This window comes from Demequina sp. TMPB413 (assembly GCF_020447105.2).
Classification (GTDB): domain Bacteria; phylum Actinomycetota; class Actinomycetes; order Actinomycetales; family Demequinaceae; genus Demequina.
Window position 1 is genome coordinate 436,317 of the sequence record NZ_CP096184.1, and the last position, 20,149, is coordinate 456,465.

Sequence of the window (20,149 nt, forward strand, 5' to 3'; positions counted from 1 at the left end):
CCTCGCCCGGCAGGTGGCAATCCCGAGGACGTTGTGTGAGATCTACGCGAAGCCCGCTCACCCCCAGGGCGACCCGGCAACGAAACCCAACCCCAGCGTCGGCCGCTGAAACCTACGTGCGGTTCGCCTTGTAGTACGCGATGAGCGCCTGAGTCGACGCGTCCTGAGCAGCCAAAGCCTCAGAGTCACCTTCAATAGCAGGCGCGATCTCCATGGCGAGCTTCTTGCCCAGTTCCACGCCCCACTGGTCAAAGGAGTTGATGCCCCAGATCACACCTTGCGCGAACGTGATGTGCTCGTACAGCGCGATCAGCTGGCCCACCACCTGAGGGGTGAGCGCGGGCGCGAAGATCGACGTCGTCGGCTTGTTGCCTGCGAACGTGCGCGCGGCCACTAAGGCTCCGGTCGTCCCCTCGGCCTCGACCTCCTCAGCAGTCTTGCCGAACGCCAGCGCCTTGGTCTGCGCCAAGTAGTTGGCCAGGAACAGGTTGTGCACATCCTGGTCGCCGTCCGACAGCGGGTAGGCGGGGTTGGCCACCGCGATGAAGTCCGCAGGGATCAGGCGCGTGCCCTGGTGAATGAGCTGGTAGAACGCGTGCTGGCCGTTGGTGCCCGGCTCGCCCCAAAAGATCTCGCCCGTGTCGCACGTGACGGGTGAGCCGTCCCAGCGCACCGACTTGCCGTTGGACTCCATGGTGAGCTGCTGCAAGTACGCGGGGAAGCGGTGCAGCTGCTGCGCGTACGGCAGCACGGCGTGCGACTGAGATCCCAAGAAGTTGACGTACCAGACGTTCAGCAGCCCCATCAGGACGGGCACGTTCTGGGCCAGGGGAGTGGCGCGCACGTGCTCGTCCACCGAGTGGAAACCGTCCAGCAGCAACTGGAAGTTGTCAGGGCCAAGCGCGATGCAAAGCGACAGGCCGATGGCCGAGTCCACCGAGTAGCGGCCGCCCACCCAGTCCCAGAAACCAAACGCGTTGTCGGTGTCGATGCCGAAAGCCGCGACCTTGTCCAGCGCCGTCGACACCGCGACAAAGTGGTGCGCCACGGCGTCGGTCTTGGAAGCGTCGTCGCCAGAGATGGCGCCGGCCTCCTGCAAAGCGGACCACAGCCAGTCACGCGCAAGGCGCGCGTTGGTGAGCGTCTCAAGCGTGGTGAACGTCTTGGAGGCCACGATGAACAGGGTGGTCTCGGGGTCTAGGCCCTTGACCTTCTGACCCATGTCCGTGGGGTCGATGTTGGAGACAAAGCGCGCCTCGATGCCGGCGTCGGCGTAGGGCTCGAGGGCTTCGTAGACCATCACGGGGCCCAGGTCAGAGCCGCCGATGCCGATGTTGACGATGTGCGTCACCTGCTTGCCGGTGACGCCTTTCCACTCGCCAGAGCGGACGCGGTCGGCAAAGGCGGAGATCTTGCCCAGCACCGCGTGGACGTCGGCGTCGATGTCCTGGCCGTCGACCACCAAGCCGGGGGAGGCGTCGGCCGGGCGACGCAGCGCGGTGTGCAGGACGGCGCGGTCCTCGGTGGTGTTGATGTGCTCGCCCGCGAGCATGGCCTGGTAGCGCTCGGCCACCCCGGTCTGCTCTGCCAGGCGTACCAGGGACGCGAGGATCTCGTCGGTCACAAGGTTCTTGGAGAGGTCCACGTGCAGGTCTGCCAGAGGCAGGCTCATGCGCTCCACTCGGCCGGCGTCGGCGGCGAACCAGCCACGCAGGTCGGGGGTGAAGGCGGACTTGTGGGACTCGAGTTCGGCCCAGGCGGACGTGGCGGTGCAATCAATGGGAGAAGTCACGGGTACCACAGTAATGAATGTGAGCGTCGGTGGTGCGACCCGAAGGGCCCACATCTCTCGGGCGGTCGGCCGGTGCTGGGCGTGCGGACTCCGTCCATCGGACGCGCGATCGGGCCGCGGGCTTGCGTAGCTGGCATTCAAGCCCAGGCTGAAATGGCCAAAACGGAACCCAGTTCCCGACGCCGACGCGCGCCGGGCCCGGGCCGCGCGACGTGCTTATCATCGAAGGCGTACACCCCGAGACGACTCACCCCCTGCACGGGTACGAGGAGGATCGCAATGCTGGCGCAGCAGCGGACCCACGGCGCTGAACGATGATCGCCTTCACGGTGTGCGGCGTGCTCATCGTCGTGGCGACCGGGGTGGACCTGGCGCTCACGATGTTGCATCCCACGCGCAGCGGGTACGTGAGCGCCATCGCCACCAGCGTGACGTGGCGGGTGATGCGATTCGCGGCGAGGAAGCTGCGAAAGGACGCCATCGCCGGCTATGCAGGGCCCGTGATGATGCTCGCGCAACTCGCGAGTTGGGTGCTCGGGCTGTGGTTGGGCTTTGCGTTGATCTACGCGGGCAGTCTCGACCAGCTCGACTACACGCTGCCGGGGAGCGATGACTCGCCGGGGTTCGTCGACGCCTTGTACTTCAGCGGGGTAGCGCTGTCGACGGTCGGCTTCGGCGACATCGTTGCGCAAAGCGACAGCATGCGCCTCGTGAGCGCGGCGGAGGCGGCGCTCGGCCTAGCGGTGTTCGGCGCGGCGATCTCGTACCTGCTGACCGTGTATCCCTTGGTGTCGGAGATTCGGACGATCGCGCGCCATCTCAGCAGCGCGCAGGATCACCATGGTGCCGCAGAACTGGTGGCTCACGGAGGGCAGTCACGGCTCGACACGCTCGAGCGCGACCTGATCAGGCTGGACGAGAGCACTCAGCGGTTCCCGATTCTCTACTACTTCCACGCGCATGATCCCACCGCCTCGCTCGGCAGCGTCATCCGGGCGACAAGCCTCATCACCATGCAATTGCGCTGGGGAATCGCCACGCAGTCCGCACCGTATGCCCGCTGGTACGGCGGGGTGCTCGAAGGGACCCTGACCAGGGTGACCGAGCATCTCGCCGGCCGCTATCACCGCTTGGGTTCGGCGGCAGCTCACTCGCCTCCCACCTCCGAGCAAGTGGACAGCGAGTGGCGCGCCGCGCGGGCTGCCGCCGCAGACGTGACGCGCATCGAGGCCGAAGACGAGATTGATGTGAACTCGTTTGCCGAGCACCTCAGGAGGTTCGACCGATTCCTGCGCGAGCTAGAGCGCGAGCATCTCTACGCACCTCCGCGCTCCTGAAGGCGAGAACGACTCGCCGTCGTAGCCGGGCGCCTATTGAGGGCCGACGTGCAGCACCTGGAGCACCGGCGCGCCCGCCTCGTCGGAGGCCTCAAGGTCCACCGCGGCAATGATCGCCCAGTCGTGATCGCCGGCAGGGTCATCGAGCACCTGGCGCACCAGCCACGTGCCCTCCGGCAGCTCGCCGTCCCGTGTGCCCGCAAGGGCGGCCCTCGCAGCGCCGACGCCGTGGTCGCCGCCCGGTTCCACAAAGGTCACCAGCGCAGCAGATCGGGCAGCGGGCCCGATGCCGATGGCGTGGTCGCCTTGAGCCTCGAACAAGGGGTCGAGGGCCTCGCGCCACGCGTCGCCGTTCCATCCCGACGCGCCGTCGAGGGCGCCAAGCGCTGGGTAGTTCTCGCGGGAGGCCAACTCGACGCGGCGGAACATCAGGTTGCGCACCAAGCGGCGCAGCATGCGCGGGTTGCCTGACATGGGGCGCACGGGCGCGGGCGGCGCGGTGGCGGGATCGGCGGCGTCGCGGACGGGGGCGTCGGGGTTCATGAGCCGCTCCCACTCGTCCAGCAGCGACGAGTCGGTCGCGCGCACCAGCTCGCCCAGCCAGGTGGTGATCGCCATGACCTCGTCGGTGCGGTGCTCCTCCGGGACGGTCTGGCGTAGCGCGCGGTAAGCCTCGGCCAAATAGCGCAGCACCACGCCCTCGGTGCGTTCGAGGCCGTAGACGGAAATGAGATCGCCGAACGACATCGCCTTCTCAAGCATGTCGCGCACCACGGACTTGGGGGAGAGCTCGGCATCCATGACCCACGGGTTGGTGTGGCGATACGCGATGAACGCGGGTTCGAGCAGGTCAGCGAGCGGCTTGGGCCACGTGACCTCGTCCAGCAGGTCCATCCGCTCCTCGTACTCGATGCCGTCGGCCTTCATCGCGGCGACGGCCTCGCCGCGCGCCTGATACTGCTGCGCGATGAGGATCTGGCGAGGGTCCGACAGCGTCGCCTCGATCACCGAGACCACGTCGAGGGCGTGGTCGGGGGCCTCGACGTTCAGCAGGTCCATCGCGGCGAGCGCGAACGGCGACAACGTCTGGTTGAGCGCGAAGCCGCGCGGCACGTCGACCGTCAGCCGCAGCGTCGGCCGCTCCCCGCGAGGGTGGGAGGCGTCTGGCACCCTGGCCCGCTCGACCACGCCGGCGATGCGCAGGGACCGTGCGATGCGGAGGGACTGGCGAACGTGCGCGGAACGCTGCGCAGGGGTCTCGTGGATCGCATTCAGCAGGTCCCGCATCGCGAGCACGGGGTCTTGAGGCTCGCGGTCGAGCCACGGATTGGCCACCCCGCGCGCCAAGATGTTCAGCACCATCGCGTGAGTCACCTCGAAGCGGCTGACGAGCGGCTCAGGGGGAGCGTCTCGCAGTCGCTCGAACGTCGCATCGGTCCAGTTGACGTGTCCCGCGGGCGCGCTCTTGCGCACAATCTTCTTGCGCTTCTTGGGATCATCGCCAGCGTTGGCCAGCGCCTTGCGGTGGGCGATCACGTGCTCAGGCGCCATGACGATCACGTCGCCCTCGGTGTCGAAGCCAGCACGCCCGGCGCGGCCGGCGATCTGATGGAACTCGCGCGCGGTGAGGTGGCGCATGCGCTCACCGTCGTACTTCACCAGCGACGTGAACAGCACGGTGCGGATGGGGACGTTGATGCCGACGCCAAGAGTGTCGGTCCCGCACACCACCTTGAGCAGACCCTGCTGCGTCAGCCGCTCGACGATGCGCCGGTACTTGGGGAGCATCCCCGCGTGGTGCACGCCGATGCCCGCGCGCAGGAACTTGCTCAGCGTCTTGCCAAAGCCCGTGCCAAACCTGGTGTCGCCCAAAGCGTCGGCGATGCGAACGCGCTCCTCCTTGGACGCGACCTTGGTGCTGAGCAGCGCTTGCGCGCGCTCCACGGCTTCCTTCTGGGTGAAGTGGACGACATAGACCGGCGCGCGACCGGTCTGCACCAGGCGCTCGATCACCTCCGGCAACGGCTCGACGCTGTAATCGAAGGTCAGCGGCACCGGCCGGTCGATGGTGGTGACCTGGGCGATCGCGCGGTTGCCGCGACGCTCCAGGTCCTCGACCAGCCAGGAGGTGTCGCCCAGAGTGGCTGACATCAGCACGAACTGCGCGTTCGGTAGCTCCAAGAGCGGCACCTGCCACGCCCACCCTCGCTGCGGGTCAGCGTAGAAGTGGAACTCGTCCATCACCACGAGCGAGGCATCGGTGGCGGCGCCGTCGCGCAGAGCCAGGTTGGCGAGGATCTCGGCGGTGCAGCAGATGATCGGGGCGTCGGCGTTGACCGCGGAGTCGCCGGTCATCATGCCCACGTTCGCGGTGCCAAACACCTCGATGAGCGCGAAGAACTTCTCGCTGACGAGCGCCTTGAGCGGCGCCGTGTAGTAAGTGCGACCGCCGGTGCCAGCCCGATGCGCGGCGAACGCGGCGAAGTGCGCACCCATCGCTACCAGGGACTTTCCTGAACCAGTGGGCGTCGCGAGAATCACATGCGCGCCGGAGACGATCTCCATGAGCGCCTCGTCCTGGTGAGGGTATAGGGGCAGGCCCTGCTCGGCGGCCCAGGCGGAGAACGCCTCGTACAGAGCGTCGGGATCGGGGGCGGTGCCTGCGGGGGTCCCGGGCAGGCGATCGAGCAGCGGTGGGGTGGCGGAAGTCATCGGTGCCATTGTCCCGTGCGCGACTGTGCCGTGCGACCACCGGGGGCGCGCACAAGGCTCCGCCCGGACGTCGGCCGCTGACGCAAAAAACCCCGCCGAGGTGTCTTCCTCGACGGGGTTGCAGTGCGAAGTGCTGAGCGCGCGTTACGGAATGTCGTACCTCGACGTGGCTTCCATCGCCGCGTAGACCTCGTCACGAATCGGCTGCGGGAGGTTCGCGTACGGGTCGGCGGCACGCTTGCGCGAGAACTGGGACAGGAACTTGGTGATCATGGGGCTCTCCTTGGGAATCATGTGGGTGATCCGGGAGCCGAGACGTGGGTCCGGGCTTCCGGCGCCCCACGCTGGGACCAAAAAAAGTCTCGTTATGGCTGGTGTCTTAGCGACGGTGCCATAGCGAGACTTCGCTTACATCCTATCCCAACGACGGTGAAAGCGATTGCATTCCCCGGTGTGTGCGGGTCTGCTAGCCCTGGCGGTTCCTCGCCCGCGCGACCACCCTGCCGCGTTGGGAGTCCCAGAAGCTCTCGAGCATCTCTTGCAACTCCGCCTTGGTCGCATCGGCGCCGAAAGCTTCTGTGGTCGGTTCGAACCGGACGCCCTCCTTGAGCGGGCCGGCGGCGACGGGATCGAAACCCATCGCGTCGACCAGGGAGGCGACGGCGGCCACGGCTTCAGCGTCGTCCCCCGCGACGGCCAACGCACGACGCTGGGGATCGCCTGCAGGAGCGGCCAGGTTTTCCAGTTCCCAGACGCTCGCGTGGTTGAAGGCCTTGACGACGCGTGCGCCGCTGAGAAAGGAGGCGACGATCTCGGAGCTGGACGTGGTCGCGTCCTCGAATTCTGGAAGGCGGCCGTCGAGCTCCCACCAGTAGTTCATCGCGTCGATCACGAGGGCAACGCTGAGCGCGTTGGCGGGGAGCGTGCGGTACTTGCCGAGGGGGATGGCGAGGATGACGGCATCGGCCCGGACGGCGTCGGCGATTCCCGCCTGGTCTTGTGAACCGGCGACGGTCACGCCGAGCCCCGCGTCGCGCGCGAGTTGCGCGAGTGCCCGGCCGACGCGCCCAGCGCCCAGGATGCCGACGCTGCGGATCGCGGGTGGGTCAGCCATCCTTCGATGGTAGATGGCTTGATTCGTACCGCTTTTCGTGCTTTCCGGGGGTGTGGTGGCTTGATTCGTACCGTTCCGACGCCCGTGCAACTAGACGAGCGCCGCTGGCGGAGCCATCGTCGGGTTGACGACGTTCGCGCCGCACAACACCACGCCGACGCGCGCGCCTGGCTCCGGCACCCAACGTCCCGTCAGCAACGCGGCAAAAGGCGCCGCCACACCGGGCTCGACCACCACGCGCAGCAACCGCCACAAGCGAGACTGCGCCTCCAACACTTCCTCGTCGGTCACCACCGCTGACAACACGCCGGCGGCACTCAGCGCGGCCCACGGCACGCGCCCGATCTGCGCCCCCAAGTGGTCTGCCGCGACCCCAGAGATGGGCACCGCGACAGGCTCGCCTGCCTCGACCGATGCCGCATACGACGCCGTGCCGACCGTCTCGCAACCGACGATCGTCATGTGGTCGCCGCACCACGCAGCCGTCCCGCCAGCGAGCCCTCCGCCGCCCACCGCGACCAACATGGCGTCCAAGGGCCGCCCGTCGGCACCCACACCGTCGGCTTCGAACTCGCGGGCCACCGTGGCAGCCCCCGCCATGACCACCGGGTCATCGAAAGCCTCGATGGTGGTGGCGTCGTGCTCCGCCAGGTAGGCGCGGGAGGCGTCACGCGCGTCGGGGTAGGTGAGGCCGACGGGATGCACATGGGCGCCCAAGTGAATGAGCCGCTCGACCTTGGCAGGGTTGGCCGTCGTGGGCACAAAGATGTGGGCCTCGTGACCAAAGCGCTGGGCTGCGTAGGCCACGGCGGCGCCGTGATTCCCGCCGGAAGCAGCGACGATGCCCGTCTCGGCGATCGGCTGGGTTGCCACATAGTGGACCGCACCGCGCGCCTTAAAGGCACCCGTCACCTGGAGGTACTCGAGCTTGAACACGAGCGTGACATCCAGCCCGAGCGTGTCGCCGGGGATCTCGATCACGGGCGTGCGACGCACGTGGGGAGCGATCGCCGCGGCGGCGGCGTCGATCTGGGGGCGGCTAGGCACGGAGGCGGTGTTCACCCCACTAGTGTCCCCCTCCTACTAAGGTCGGACAGCATGAAGAGCATCACGAATGTCCCCTTTTATGCCTTTCTCGCCGCCACCGTCGTCGTCCTGGCGGGCTGTTCAGGAGGGCCAGGCGCGTCGTCAGGAGATAATCCGCCGACGACGCTCGCGGAAGTTCCGAGCGCGCCGGTGATTGTGACCGCCGACGCGGCCGACGCTCGCGAGGCAGATCTCGACGCCTTCTGCGAGCTAGGGCTTCAGATGCTCCTTCTGGTCGAGCAGGAGTTTGTCGGAAGTGACGAGCACGTCGCACAGTTCACCGCGCTGGGCGAGGTCGCGCCAGACGATCTGGTGGAGCACATCGCGAACCTCGAAGAGCACTACGACGTGGCCGTGAGCCCAAGCGACCCCGACTCTCAAAAGTACGAGAACTTCCCGGCAAGCATTCAAGGCGACGCCAATGAGTTGGTCACGGCGATCGAGACGCGATGTGACGCCTCGGAGTGAAGAGTGTCGGTGCCGCGTGGTGAGATAGGAACGTGACCGACCCTCGCGCCCGCCACCAAGACCTGGTGCAACAGATCGAGCAGCACCGCGCCGCCTATTACGGCGATGATGCCCCCACCATTTCCGACGCCGAGTACGACGCTCTCGAACGCGATCTGCGCGCCCTCGAGGCCGAATACCCGGAACTCGCTGAGCCGGATTCGCCGACGCAGACGGTTGGTTCCGCTGGCGTCGCCACCGGTTTTGCCACGGTCAAGCATCGCGAACGCATGATGAGCCTCGACAATGCTTTCTCGCTCGAAGACGTGGCCTCCTGGCTTGTCCGCGTGGGCAAAGAGGCCGGTGACCGCGAACTGGTGTGCGAGCCCAAGATCGACGGGCTATCGATCTCGCTGACGTACATGGACGGCGAGCTCACGCAGGGACTCACCAGGGGTGACGGCACGGCGGGCGAAGACGTGACCGCAAACGTGCGCACCATCAAGGGTTTGCCGGACCGGCTGAAGGGCGATCAGCTGCCAGCGTTGGTCGAGATCAGGGGTGAGGTGTACCTGCCGATCAAGGATTTCGAGGCGCTCAACGAGGCGCTCCTGGCCGACGGCAAGGCGCCCTACGCGAACCCGCGCAACACGGCAGCGGGTTCACTTCGTCAGAAGGATTCGAAGGTCACCGCGTCCAGGCCGCTCGCTGTCACCACCTACGCGCTGGGTGCGATCGAGTGGGGCGATCAGGCCCCCGACGCTCGGCTTGAGTCGCAATCAGGCATTTACGAGGTGCTATCCGACTGGGGTCTGCCCGTGAGCAGCCACGCGAAGGTGCTGCGGGGCATCGACGCTATCGAGAGCTACCTGCTCGAACTCGAGGCGAAGCGCCACAGCATGGTGCACGAGATCGACGGTGCCGTGCTGAAGGTCAACGAGCGAGCGGCCCAACGCGAGCTCGGTTCCACCTCGCGCGCCCCGCGCTGGGCGATCGCCTACAAGTTCCCGCCGGAAGAGGTGCACACGACGCTCGAAGACATCCGCGTGGACGTGGGTCGCACAGGGCGCGTGACGCCCTATGGCGTGATGACTCCCACCACCGTCGCGGGATCAACCGTCACCTATGCGACCCTGCACAACGCGCACGAGGTCAAGCGCAAGGGGGTGATGATCGGCGACACCGTGGTGCTCCGCAAGGCCGGCGACGTGATCCCCGAGATCGTGGGGCCCGTCGTCGCGGCGCGGACCGGCAAAGAGCGCGAGTGGACGATGCCCACCGAGTGCCCCTCGTGCGGTACCACCCTCGCGGAGCAAAAGGAGGGCGACAAGGATTTGCGTTGCCCCAACAGCGAGTTTTGTCCCGCGCAGATCACTGACCGCATCGCGTTCATCGGCTCGCGGGGTGCGCTCGACGTCGAGGGACTGGGCGACAAGGCGGCGATCGCACTCGTGGAGTCCGGCGTGCTTGCCAACGAGGCTGGGCTGTTCTCGCTCACGGAGCAGGACCTCCAGAAGGTCGACCTCTTTGTGCTCAAGTCCAAAGAGACGCTCACCAAGGCCCAGAGGGAGGCGGGGGCTGTCCCTCGAGAGCCAGGGGACCTTTCTCACAACGGCACCAAGCTCCTCGAAGAACTCGACAAGGCCAAGTCGCAGCCCTTGTGGCGGGTGGTCGTGTCGCTCAGCATCAGGCACGTGGGGCCGACGGCGTCGCGGGCGCTCGCGGGTGCGTTCGGCAGCATGGGCGCCATCCGTGAGGCCTCGGAAGCAGAACTCGCGGCAGTCGAGGGGGTCGGTCCGGTGATCGCGACCACCGTGCGCGAGTGGTTCGAGGTCGACTGGCACCAGCGGATCGTCGCGGCCTGGGCCGACGCCGGCGTGCGCATGGCCGACGAACGTGACGAGTCGATTCCGCAAACCCTCGAGGGACTCACCGTGGTCGCCACCGGCTCGCTTGAGGGCTTCACGCGCGACTCTGTCAAAGAGGCGATCATCTCCCGTGGAGGCAAGGCGTCGTCGTCCGTATCGAAGTCAACCGACTACGTGGTCGTGGGCGCGAACGCCGGCTCCAAGGCCGACAAGGCAGAGCAACTGGGAGTGCCCATGCTCGACGAGCAGGCATTTGTGCGCCTGCTCGAGCAAGGCCCCGGCGGGGCATAGCGCTCCGCCGCCAACTCGACCTACATTGGTCTCACCGACACCCCATGGCCGACCCCGCGGCACATGGCGACTCGTGGAAGGGCTCCCGATGACCCAGTCAGTACGCATAGTGGATCCAGACGATTCAGGACGGCTTCACGAGATTGGCGAGCTGACCGCGTTGGCGTATCTCGCCGACGGCCTCATCGATAACGCCCACCCGTACGTACCGCAATTGAGGGACGCGTCTGCCCGCGCACGCGACGCCGTGCTGCTCGCCATGGCGGACGGCGGCCACGCAGAAGGCAAGATCGTGGGCACCCTGACGCTCGTGCCCCCAGGCTCCCGCTTCGCGGAGCTCGCGAAGGACGACGAGTTCGAGTTGCGCATGCTCGCGGTGTCGCCGATGGAGCGCGGCCGCGGAATTGGCCGCGAACTCACCCAGGCGGCTCTTGCCATGGCCGTCGAACGCGGGGCCAACCGGGTGGTGCTGTCTACGATGGAGACGATGCGCACGGCGCACCGCTTGTATGAGCGCCTTGGCTTCCAAAGGCGTGAAGACCTCGACTGGGTGGTGACCGACAACGAGGACGGTACGGTCACCGAGATTGACCTGAAGGACGCGCCCGAATGCGCTCAAGAGGGCGTCCGGCTGCTGGGCTACTCGTGGGAGCCCGACCACTAGACTCGTGGGCATGTCCACCCTCAGCCGCGCAGACGTCGCGCGACTGGCCACGCTCGCGCGCATCGACATGAGCGACAGCGACCTCGACCGTTTGTCAGGTCAGCTCGCCGCCATCGTCGACGCCGTCGCGCTCGTGTCCGAAGTCGCCGGTCAGGACGTCCCAGCCACTTCCCACCCGATCCCGATGAGCAACGTGCACCGCGCCGACGAGGTGAAGCCATCTCTGGCCCCCGCCGACGCCTTGGCCGCCGCCCCAGAGGCGGAGGACGGCCGTTTCCGCGTGCCACGCATCTTGGGGGAAGAAGCATGACCGACTGGACCGATCCCACTCAGGTGACACGAGCGTCGGCGTTGGAAATGGCCGACGCCATGCGCGCAGGCTCCGTCACGTCAGTGCAGCTGGTGCAGGCTCACCTTGACCGCATCGCGGCGGTCGACGGCCCCGTGCACGCGTTCCTGTACGTCAATGCCGACGAGGCGCTCGCGACCGCTGCCGCCGTTGACGCCGACCGTGCCGCTGGGGTTGAACTCCCGCTGCTCGCTGGAGTGCCGATCGCCATCAAGGACGTGCTGGTCACCAAGGGCATGCCCACGACGGCTGGCTCCAAGATTCTCGAGGGCTGGATTCCGCCGTACGACGCGACCGTCACCGCGAAGGTGCGGGGCGCGCGGATGCCGATCCTTGGCAAGACCAACATGGACGAGTTCGCCATGGGCTCTTCTACGGAGCACAGCGGCTACGGCCCCACCCACAACCCGTGGGACCTTGAGCGCATCCCCGGCGGTTCAGGGGGCGGCTCCTCGGCTTCGCTCGCGGCGTGGGAGACCCCTCTCGCGATCGGCTCGGACACCGGCGGTTCGATCCGCCAGCCGGCCGCCGTCACCGGCACGGTTGGCGTGAAGCCCACCTACGGCGGGGTGAGCCGCTACGGCGCCATCGCCCTCGCGTCGTCGCTTGACCAACTGGGCCCCTGCGCGCGGACCGTTGCCGATACCGCGGCGCTCCACGAGGTCATGGGCGGGCACGACGTGATGGACGCCACGAGCCTCAACGAGCCGGTTCCCTCTTGTCTTGACGCCGCCCGCGAAGGTGCGGCCAACGGTTTGGCTGGCGTGCGCGTCGGCGTCGTGAAGGAGCTCGGCGGCGAGGGCTACCAGGCCGGCGTGCGCCAGCGTTTCGAGGAAAGCCTCGACCACCTGCGCGCCCTGGGCGCCGAGATCGTGGAGGTGAGCTGCCCGTCGTTCAAGTACGCGTTGGGCGCCTACTACCTGATCCTGCCCTCGGAGGCGTCGAGCAACCTCGCCAAGTTCGACTCGGTGCGTTTTGGCCTCAGGGTTGAGCGCGACACGATCGAGAAGACCATGGGCGCCACGCGCGCAGAGGGCTTCGGCGATGAGGTCAAGCGCCGCATCATCTTGGGCACCTATGCGCTGTCCGCCGGCTACTACGACGCGTACTACGGCTCGGCCCAGAAGGTGCGCACGCTGATTCAGCGCGACTTCGCGGCCGCGTTTGAGCAGGCTGACGTGCTGGTCAGCCCGACCGCCCCCACCACGCCGTTCAAGCTGGGGGAGCGCATCGACGACCCCTTGGCGATGTATCTCAACGACGTCGCCACGATCCCCGCCAACCTGGCCGGAATCCCTGGCATGTCGCTTCCCGCTGGCGTCGCGCCGGAGGACGGACTGCCGGTCGGCTTCCAGATCCTGGCGCCTGCGCACGAGGACGCGCGGCTGTACCGGGTTGGCGCCGCGCTCGAGAAGGCCCTGATGGCCGAATGGGGAGGCCCCTTGGCCTCGACGGCACCCGAGTTGGAGGTGACGCGATGAGCGCGGCCACGCACCTCGTCGGCTACGACGACGCTATGAAGGCTTTTGACCCGGTGTTCGGCATCGAGGTCCACGTGGAACTCAACACCAAGACCAAGATGTTCTGCGGTTGCGAGAACACCTTCGGCAACGAGCCCAACACCCAGGTATGCCCCGTTTGCCTCGGTCTACCAGGGTCGATGCCCGTCACCAATGCGAAGGCCGTCGAGTCGGCCATCCGTCTTGGGCTTGCGCTCGGCTGCTCGATTCGCGAGTCGAGCCGCTTCGCACGCAAGAACTACTTCTACCCTGACCTGGCGAAGGACTACCAGATCAGCCAGTACGACGAGCCCACCAGTTACGACGGTGAACTCGAGGTGGTGCTCGACGACGGCACGGTGGTGATGATCGGCATCGAGCGCGCCCACATGGAAGAGGACGCCGGCAAGAACACCCACGTGGGCGGCACCGGCGGCATTCAGGGCGCCGACTACTCGTTGGTGGATTACAACCGTGGCGGCGTGCCGCTCGTGGAGATCGTCACCAAGCCCATCGAGGGCATGGGAGAGCGTACCGCCGAGGTGGCGCGCGCGTACGTCGCCACCATCCGCGACATCGTGCGTGCCCTTGGCATTTCCGACGGCCGCATGGAGCAGGGTCGTTTGCGTGCGGATGTCAACCTGTCGCTGCGTCCCAAAGCGGCCGACGGTGAAGACCAGTCCGCGGTGCCGTTTGGCAAGCGCTCGGAGACCAAGAACATCAACTCGTTGCGCGCCGTCGAGCGTTCGATTCACTACGAGGCAGGGCGCCAGGCTGCACTCTTGCTCGCGGGCCAACCCGTGGTGCAAGAGACGCGTCACTGGCACGAGGACACGTCCTCGACCACGCCGGGCCGCTCGAAGGAGGAGGCCGAGGAGTATCGCTACTTCCCTGAGCCGGACCTGCTTCCCGTCGAGCCCTCGCGCGAGTGGATTGAGGAATTGCGGGCCACCTTGCCGGAGCACCCGGCCAAGATGCGGGCGCGGTTGCGCGAGGAATGGGGTTTCAGCGACCTCGAGATGCGCGACGCGGTCGCGGCCGACGCGCTGACCCTGATCGCCGACACGGTTGCCGCTGGCGCGGCACCTCAGGCGGCGCGCAAGTGGTGGATGGGCGAACTTGCCCGCACCGCGAACGAGCAGGATGTGACACTGCCAGAGCTGCCGGTCACCCCCGGTCAGATTGCCGAGCTCCAGGGCCTCGTGGACGAGGGCAAGATCAACGACAAACTCGCGCGTCAGGTGCTCGAGGGCGTGCTCGCGGGCGAGGGATCGCCAGCCGAGGTGGTCGCGTCGCGAGGGCTGGCGGTTGTCTCAGACGACTCTGCGCTCGAGGCGGCCGTTGACGAGGCTCTGGCATCGCAACCCGAGGTGCTCGACAAGATTCGCGAGGGCAAGGTACAGGCCGCTGGCGCGATCGTCGGCGCGGTCATGAAGGCCACGCGCGGACAGGCCGACGCCGGTCGAGTGCGAGAGATCATCCTGGCGAGGGCTGGCGTCGAGGGCTGACGCTCCCCGCACGGCGCCGCACCACCCGGCTGCGGTGCGCACCACCGCGCCATATGGTTGTGGCGGGCGTTCGGCGTGCCGAAACGACCGCCACAACCATATCCGCGGGGCGGAAGGGTGCAGCAGAGCCCCGCACGAAGGGAGACCTCCATGTCGCTGACGACGCAGCCGGTGCGGGCCGCAGCAGGAGAAGGCCTGGTGTGCGCCCTCACGTTCGATGATGGCCCCAACGGCGAGGACACTCTGGCGCTCTTGGACATGCTGGCCACCCGCCGCATTCGCGCCGTGTTCGCCGTGATTGGCGAGCAGATCCAGGCGCCAGGCGGAGTCGAGATGCTGCGGCGTACCGTCGCCGACGGTCACGTGCTGTGCAACCACTCGACCTCGTTCGCGGATATGGGGGAGTGGGACGCCGACGCCGTGCGCACCGACATGCTGGAAAACCTGGCGATCATCGGGCAGGCATTGGACGACGCCGACGCCGTGGTGCCGTTCTGGCGCGCCCCCAACGGGAGCTGGGGAGTCACTGCGCAGGTGGCGGTTGAGTTGGGCATGCAGCCGCTCGACGTGGCCAACACGATCGAGGATTGGATCGACCAGGACGTGGACCTCTTGGAGGCTCGCTTGCGCGAAGCGGTGACGCCGGGCGAGTTGGTGCTCGTGCACGACGGCGGCGGGAACCGCGCGGGCAGCGTCGCCGCAGTGCAGCGCGTCGTGGACGAGAAGCTCGCACAGGGATGGGTGTTCACGCTTCCGCTCGGCGCCGAGTAGAGGCGCTTGACCTTCCAGTCGGCTGGAATGTCTATCGTGATGGAGTGTTCACCACTCCAGGAGGTAGCGCATGACCTCGCACCAGGCGAATCACCACCACGACGCCCCCGCTCGGGCCGATAGCCCCAGGGAGTCGACCGGTCACGCCAGTCACGACGAGGCTGGCGGCGGTCACGCACACCACACGGATCACACCGGCCACGCCGAGATGTTCCGGCACCTCTTCTGGATCACGCTCGCGCTGTCGGTTCCGGTGATCGCCCTGTCCTCTTCTGTCGAGGGCTGGTTCGGCTACGACCTTCCTGGTAGCGCCTGGATTCCGCCGACGCTGGGCGTCGTCGTCTTCATCGTCGGCGGCAGGCCGTTCCTGACCATGGCGCGCGACGAGTTGAGTCAGCGCAGCCCGGCGATGATGACCCTGATCTCCCTGGCGATCGTGACGGCCTTTGCGGCGTCGGCTGCGGCCACGCTCGGCATCGGCGAGATGGACTTTTGGTGGGAGCTCGCTGGCCTCATCGTGGTGATGTTGCTGGGGCACTGGCAAGAGATGCGCGCTGTGGGCCAGGCGCAAGGAGCGCTGGCCGCCCTTGCGGAGTTGCTCCCCGACACGGCCGAGCGCGTCGTGGACGCTGAAGCAGACGGCGACGCCAATACGGGTGGGGGCGACCCCGCACCCCGCACTGACACCGTCCCGATCGCCGACCTGGTCAAGGGAGACGTGGTGCTGGTGCGTCCAGGCGGGCGCGTGCCCGCAGACGGCGACATCCGCTCGGGCGAGGCCAGCATGGATGAGTCCATGATTACCGGCGAGTCCGCGCCGGTGCGGCGCCGTGCGGGCGAGCACGTCGTGGCAGGAACCGTTGCGACCGACGGCTCCTTGCGGGTCGAGGTCACCGACGTGGGCGAAGACACCGCATTGGCGGGGATCCAGCGCATGGTCGCAGATGCGCAGGAGTCGCACACGGGGACACGGCGGCTCGCAGACAGGGCTGCGGCCTGGCTGTTCTACATCGCGCTCAGCGCGGCCATCCTGACGCTCGCGGTTCACGTGGCGATAGGCGAGCCGACGGTTGGCGTCACCCGCGCGGTGACCGTCCTGGTCATCGCTTGCCCGCACGCGCTTGGCCTTGCCATTCCGCTCGTCGTGGCGATCTCCACCTCGACGGCTGCGAAGCAGGGCCTGCTCATCAAGTCGTTGGCCTCGCTCGAGCAGATGCGCACCATCGACACCGTGTTGTTCGACAAAACGGGCACGCTCACGCACGGCTCTCACGAAGTGACCGAGGTGGCGTTGGCTCAAGGCGAAGACCGGCAACGGGTGGTGTCCCTCGCCGCCGCTGTCGAGACCGACAGCGAGCATCCGATCGGCCGTGCCGTAGTCGCGCTGGCCGAGCGCGAGAACGTTGCCGTGCGCCAAGCGGCCGACGTCACCACCTTGCCAGGAGTCGGCGTCGAGGGTCAGGTGGATGGCAAGAAGGTCGCCGTCGGCGGACCCGCGCTGATGGAAACCTCCGCCGTACAGGTTGATGACGAACTGGCGCGCATCGCGCAACAGTGGAGCGACAAGGGCGGCGCGGTCCTCTACGTCGTCATCGACGGTGCGCTCGCGGGGATCTTCACCACCTCGGACCCCGTGAGGACAGAGTCGCGCGCGGCCGTCTCGGCACTGAAGGCGGAAGGCATCGAGGTGGTGCTGCTCACGGGGGACGCCCAAGCGGTCGCCGACGCCGTCGCGGGGGAGCTCGGAATCGATCGCGTCTACGCCCAGGTGAAGCCCGACGACAAAGACCAGGTCGTCGGCGAACTGCAGCGCGAAGGCAAGAGCGTCGCAATGGTGGGCGACGGCGTGAACGACGCTCCCGCCCTGGCGAGGGCCGACGTCGGCCTGGCCATCGGCGCGGGGACTGACGTGGCCATGGAGGCGGCCGACGTCGTGCTGGCGACGTCTGACCCGCGCGCCGTCGTCTCGGCGGTCGCGCTGTCGCATGCCACCTATCGGAAGATGATCCAGAACCTGGTGTGGGCCACCGCCTACAACGCGGTAGCGGTGCCCGTTGCCGCAGGAGTCTTCTCGTGGGCGGGTATCACGATGCCGCCAGCCGCTGCGGCGCTTGCCATGAGTGCGTCGACCATCGTCGTGGCGCTCAACGCGCAATTGCTGCGAAGGGTTGACCTCGACCCCGACAACGTCATTGACCGGGAGCCGGCCGCGCCGTCACCGAAGAAGGCCGACGCCCTCGCCTGACATCTTGGAGAACGACGCCGGGTCCCGCAGCAGCGGGAGGAAGGCGAGTTCTGCGGCGCCAACGAGGTGCACGCGGCCGCCCAGTTGGGCCCGCTCGATCCGAGTTCCCGCCCAGATCTGCGCGAAGGAGTCCTTGGCCACGGCGTTGTCGAGCAGCGTCGGAGCCGTCGCGTAGAGGGAGCCAAGGAAGCCAGCTAGCACCACGAGCTCTGGGTTGAAGATCGAGATGACGTTTCCGATGGTGCCGGCAAGCACGCCGAGCTGACGCTGGATCTCTGCGCGGATCGTGGGGTCGGCGCCAGCCCTCGCCAGCTCGTCATCGAGGTCGACGAGGTCGACACTGTCGCGCCCGAGCGCGGCGAGAAGCCGTGCGAGGCTGACCTCTGTCTCGAGGCATCCCTTCCGTCCGCAGTGGCACTGCTCGCGGCCGCCTGCGACGGTGGTGTGGCCCATCTCGCCGCCAAAGCCGGCGTGGCCCCTCAGGGTGATGCCATCGACCACCGCTCCGCCACCGATACCGGAGGGCGAGCCGTTGATGTAGACCACGTCTCGCACTCCGCGGCCGGCGCCGAACACCGATTCGGCGATCGTGGCCACCCTTGCGTCGTTGCGAATCACCACCGGCACTCGAAGCGCTTCTGCGAACAGATCCCCGAGTGGCACATCGGTCCAATCGAGGTGAGGCGCACGCACCACGAACGAGCCTTCTGAGCGGATGAGGCCAGGGACGGCCACCCCGGCTCCGAGGACGACAGTGTTGGGGTCCGCCTCTGCTAACAACTCGCGGAACGTGCGTGAGACCACCTCGACGGTGTCATCGACGGTAGGGGCGTGCTTCCATTCGTGGCGCACGCGACGATGCAGAGTGCCACCCAAGCCGACGAGCCCGATGGTCACGGCGTCGAGGTCGGGGTTGACCGCAAGGACCGTGACCTCGGTGCGTGGGTAGACGTGTGGGCTGGGCCGTCCCCGCGAGGAGTGCTCTGCGGGGGCGACCTCCCTGACGAGGCCAAGGTCGGCCAGTTCGGCAACCAGCACGCCGACGGTCGACCGGTTGAGCCCCGTCTGCCGCGTCAACTCCGCCCTGGACATCCCAGGGTGGTGGTGCACGGCGGTAAGGATGGTCGACAGGTTGTGGCGCCGCGTCGCGTCGACGCGGCTACCACGACCTGCCGAAAGGGTGCGCGAGATCGTCGTTGATGATGCTCCCGAGCCCGCGAGGGGGTCGGCTTCCGTGACGATGTCGTGCCTCCAGATTGCTTTAGGCGGTGCCGGAGCGGCGACGGTTCATGACGTCGAACGCGACAGCAGCGAGCAACACGAGGCCCTTGATGACCTGCTGCCATGCGGAGTCGACGCCCATGATGGACAGGCCCTGGTTGAGCACGCCCATGACAAGGGCACCAATCACAGCACCGGAGATCTTGCCAACACCACCCTGGACGGCGGCGCCACCGATGAATACGGAGGCAATGGCATCCAACTCGTAGAAGTTACCGGCGCCTGACTGAGCGGCACCCGCGCGGGACGTCGTCACGATCGCCGCAACGGCGGCAAGCGTGCCGATGTTCACGAAGATGAAGAAGTCGACCCACTTGGTCTTCACACCGGACATCATCGCCGCGAAGCGGTTGCCACCCATGGCGTAGATGTGACGGCCGAACACGGTGCGGTTCAGCACGAACGAGTAGGTGAGCACCAGCACGCCCAGCAGGATCAGCACGTACGGCGTGCCGTTGTGGCTCGCAAGCAGGTACGCGAAGTACAGCATGGCAGCAGAGACCAGGATCATCTTGCCGAAGAACACCGGCTGCGACTCCGTGGGCAGATCGCGTGCGTTGAGCTTGGCGCGCGAAACAAACTGCGAGACCACGTAGCCGACGGCGCCGAGGATACCGATGAGCATCGTGAAGACGTCGAGATCGTTCACGGTGCCGAACCAGTCAGGAACCCAGCGGCCACCGATGGAGACGTAGCTGTTGGGCAGACCGCCGATGGTGCCGCCAGTCAGGAAGATGATGGCGAGACCGCGGTAGATGAGCATGCCTGCCAGCGTCACGATAAACGCTGGGACTCTCACAAACGCTACCCAGAACCCTTGCCACGCACCCACAACCGCGCCCACCAGGAGCGAGATGAGGATCGCAACCCAGACGGGCTGGTCCCACTCCATGATGGCCAGCGCCGAGACCGCGCCGATCATGGCTACGAGCGACCCGACCGAGAGGTCGATGTGGCCGGCGATGATGACCATCACCATGCCGATGGCGAGGATCACCACGTAAGCGTTCTGGCTGATCAGGTTGTTGAAGTTGGCTGGCAAGAGCAGTTTGCCGTCCGTGAACCAGAATTGGAACAGGGCGACGATCACAGCGAGAGCGGCCAACAGGCCGTAATCGCGTGCGTTGATGTTGAGCGACGGCTTGCGCTTCGTCGTCTCGTTCGTTGTCGATGCCTCTGACATCT

General features: G+C 67.1%; 16 protein-coding genes. 9 read left to right on the forward strand and 7 right to left on the reverse strand.

Going from position 1 to position 20,149, the window contains the following annotated elements; all coding sequences use genetic code 11:
- Positions 1–112: 112 nt before the first annotated feature.
- On the reverse strand, positions 113–1,846 hold the full coding sequence (gene pgi, locus LGT36_RS02040) for a glucose-6-phosphate isomerase (protein ID WP_226096054.1): 1,734 nt from the start codon (positions 1,844–1,846) through the stop codon (positions 113–115).
- Positions 1,847–2,106: 260 nt separating this feature from the next.
- Between pgi and LGT36_RS02045 the strand changes: the two genes are divergently transcribed.
- The gene (locus LGT36_RS02045) at positions 2,107–3,129 is read left to right on the forward strand and encodes a potassium channel family protein (protein ID WP_226096053.1); all 1,023 of its coding nucleotides are present in this window, start codon (positions 2,107–2,109) and stop codon (positions 3,127–3,129) included.
- A gap of 33 nt (positions 3,130–3,162) precedes the next feature.
- On the opposite strand, the gene LGT36_RS02050 is transcribed toward LGT36_RS02045, so the two are convergent.
- The 4 genes from LGT36_RS02050 to LGT36_RS02060 form a co-directional block, all read right to left on the reverse strand.
- Positions 3,163–5,841, reverse strand: coding sequence for an RNA helicase (locus LGT36_RS02050; protein WP_226096052.1), 2,679 nt, complete (start codon positions 5,839–5,841; stop codon positions 3,163–3,165).
- A gap of 144 nt (positions 5,842–5,985) precedes the next feature.
- Positions 5,986–6,114, reverse strand: a complete 129-nt coding sequence (locus LGT36_RS14125) for a hypothetical protein (RefSeq protein WP_255633340.1) — start codon at positions 6,112–6,114, stop codon at positions 5,986–5,988.
- Positions 6,115–6,307: 193 nt separating this feature from the next.
- The gene (locus LGT36_RS02055; RefSeq protein ID WP_226096051.1) at positions 6,308–6,955 is read right to left on the reverse strand and encodes an NADPH-dependent F420 reductase; all 648 of its coding nucleotides are present in this window, start codon (positions 6,953–6,955) and stop codon (positions 6,308–6,310) included.
- A gap of 90 nt (positions 6,956–7,045) precedes the next feature.
- Positions 7,046–8,017, reverse strand: a complete 972-nt coding sequence (locus LGT36_RS02060) for a pyridoxal-phosphate dependent enzyme (RefSeq protein ID WP_226096050.1) — start codon at positions 8,015–8,017, stop codon at positions 7,046–7,048.
- A gap of 36 nt (positions 8,018–8,053) precedes the next feature.
- On the opposite strand from LGT36_RS02060, the gene LGT36_RS02065 reads away from it, so the two are divergent.
- From LGT36_RS02065 to LGT36_RS02100, 8 genes are all read left to right on the forward strand, one after another.
- The gene (locus LGT36_RS02065) at positions 8,054–8,509 is read left to right on the forward strand and encodes a hypothetical protein (RefSeq protein WP_226096049.1); all 456 of its coding nucleotides are present in this window, start codon (positions 8,054–8,056) and stop codon (positions 8,507–8,509) included.
- Between the two features lie 32 nt (positions 8,510–8,541).
- Positions 8,542–10,647, forward strand: coding sequence for an NAD-dependent DNA ligase LigA (gene ligA, locus LGT36_RS02070; RefSeq protein ID WP_226096048.1), 2,106 nt, complete (start codon positions 8,542–8,544; stop codon positions 10,645–10,647).
- An 88-nt stretch (positions 10,648–10,735) separates the two neighbouring features.
- A complete protein-coding gene (locus LGT36_RS02075) occupies positions 10,736–11,311 on the forward strand; it encodes a GNAT family N-acetyltransferase (RefSeq protein WP_226096047.1) in 576 nt (191 codons plus the stop codon).
- A gap of 10 nt (positions 11,312–11,321) precedes the next feature.
- The gene (gatC, locus tag LGT36_RS02080; protein ID WP_226096046.1) at positions 11,322–11,621 is read left to right on the forward strand and encodes an Asp-tRNA(Asn)/Glu-tRNA(Gln) amidotransferase subunit GatC; all 300 of its coding nucleotides are present in this window, start codon (positions 11,322–11,324) and stop codon (positions 11,619–11,621) included.
- On the forward strand, positions 11,618–13,141 hold the full coding sequence (gene gatA / locus LGT36_RS02085) for an Asp-tRNA(Asn)/Glu-tRNA(Gln) amidotransferase subunit GatA (protein ID WP_226096045.1): 1,524 nt from the start codon (positions 11,618–11,620) through the stop codon (positions 13,139–13,141). Before gatC ends, gatA begins: the two co-directional genes overlap by 4 nt.
- Complete coding sequence (gene gatB, locus LGT36_RS02090; RefSeq protein WP_226264635.1) at positions 13,138–14,667, forward strand: Asp-tRNA(Asn)/Glu-tRNA(Gln) amidotransferase subunit GatB; 1,530 nt, start codon at positions 13,138–13,140, stop codon at positions 14,665–14,667. The genes gatA and gatB overlap by 4 nt, the downstream gene beginning before the upstream one ends.
- A gap of 150 nt (positions 14,668–14,817) precedes the next feature.
- A complete protein-coding gene (locus LGT36_RS02095) occupies positions 14,818–15,438 on the forward strand; it encodes a polysaccharide deacetylase family protein (protein ID WP_226094872.1) in 621 nt (206 codons plus the stop codon).
- 70 nt (positions 15,439–15,508) lie between these two features.
- A complete protein-coding gene (locus LGT36_RS02100; RefSeq protein ID WP_226094874.1) occupies positions 15,509–17,683 on the forward strand; it encodes a heavy metal translocating P-type ATPase in 2,175 nt (724 codons plus the stop codon).
- Here the strand turns inward: LGT36_RS02100 and LGT36_RS02105 are convergent.
- Positions 17,654–18,940, reverse strand: coding sequence for an ROK family protein (locus LGT36_RS02105; protein WP_370634320.1), 1,287 nt, complete (start codon positions 18,938–18,940; stop codon positions 17,654–17,656). The genes LGT36_RS02100 and LGT36_RS02105 overlap by 30 nt on opposite strands.
- A gap of 4 nt (positions 18,941–18,944) precedes the next feature.
- Positions 18,945–20,147, reverse strand: coding sequence for a multiple monosaccharide ABC transporter permease (gene mmsB / locus LGT36_RS02110; protein WP_226095263.1), 1,203 nt, complete (start codon positions 20,145–20,147; stop codon positions 18,945–18,947).
- Positions 20,148–20,149 lie beyond the last annotated feature (2 nt).

Excerpts from the sequence above, each read along its gene's own strand:
- LGT36_RS02095 (WP_226094872.1), top strand. The coding sequence starts at position 14,818 with ATGTCGCTGACGACGCAGCCGGTGCGGGCCGCAGCAGGAGAAGGCCTG.
- mmsB (WP_226095263.1), bottom strand. The coding sequence starts at position 20,147 with ATGTCAGAGGCATCGACAACGAACGAGACGACGAAGCGCAAGCCGTCG.
- LGT36_RS02065 (WP_226096049.1), top strand. The coding sequence starts at position 8,054 with ATGAAGAGCATCACGAATGTCCCCTTTTATGCCTTTCTCGCCGCCACC.
- LGT36_RS02075 (WP_226096047.1), top strand. The coding sequence starts at position 10,736 with ATGACCCAGTCAGTACGCATAGTGGATCCAGACGATTCAGGACGGCTT.
- gatA (WP_226096045.1), top strand. The coding sequence starts at position 11,618 with ATGACCGACTGGACCGATCCCACTCAGGTGACACGAGCGTCGGCGTTG.
- LGT36_RS02100 (WP_226094874.1), top strand. The coding sequence starts at position 15,509 with ATGACCTCGCACCAGGCGAATCACCACCACGACGCCCCCGCTCGGGCC.
- LGT36_RS02045 (WP_226096053.1), top strand. The coding sequence starts at position 2,107 with ATGATCGCCTTCACGGTGTGCGGCGTGCTCATCGTCGTGGCGACCGGG.
- LGT36_RS02050 (WP_226096052.1), bottom strand. The coding sequence starts at position 5,841 with ATGACTTCCGCCACCCCACCGCTGCTCGATCGCCTGCCCGGGACCCCC.
- gatC (WP_226096046.1), top strand. The coding sequence starts at position 11,322 with ATGTCCACCCTCAGCCGCGCAGACGTCGCGCGACTGGCCACGCTCGCG.
- LGT36_RS14125 (WP_255633340.1), bottom strand. The coding sequence starts at position 6,114 with ATGATCACCAAGTTCCTGTCCCAGTTCTCGCGCAAGCGTGCCGCCGAC.
- gatB (WP_226264635.1), top strand. The coding sequence starts at position 13,138 with ATGAGCGCGGCCACGCACCTCGTCGGCTACGACGACGCTATGAAGGCT.
- pgi (WP_226096054.1), bottom strand. The coding sequence starts at position 1,846 with ATGTGGGCCCTTCGGGTCGCACCACCGACGCTCACATTCATTACTGTG.
- LGT36_RS02055 (WP_226096051.1), bottom strand. The coding sequence starts at position 6,955 with ATGGCTGACCCACCCGCGATCCGCAGCGTCGGCATCCTGGGCGCTGGG.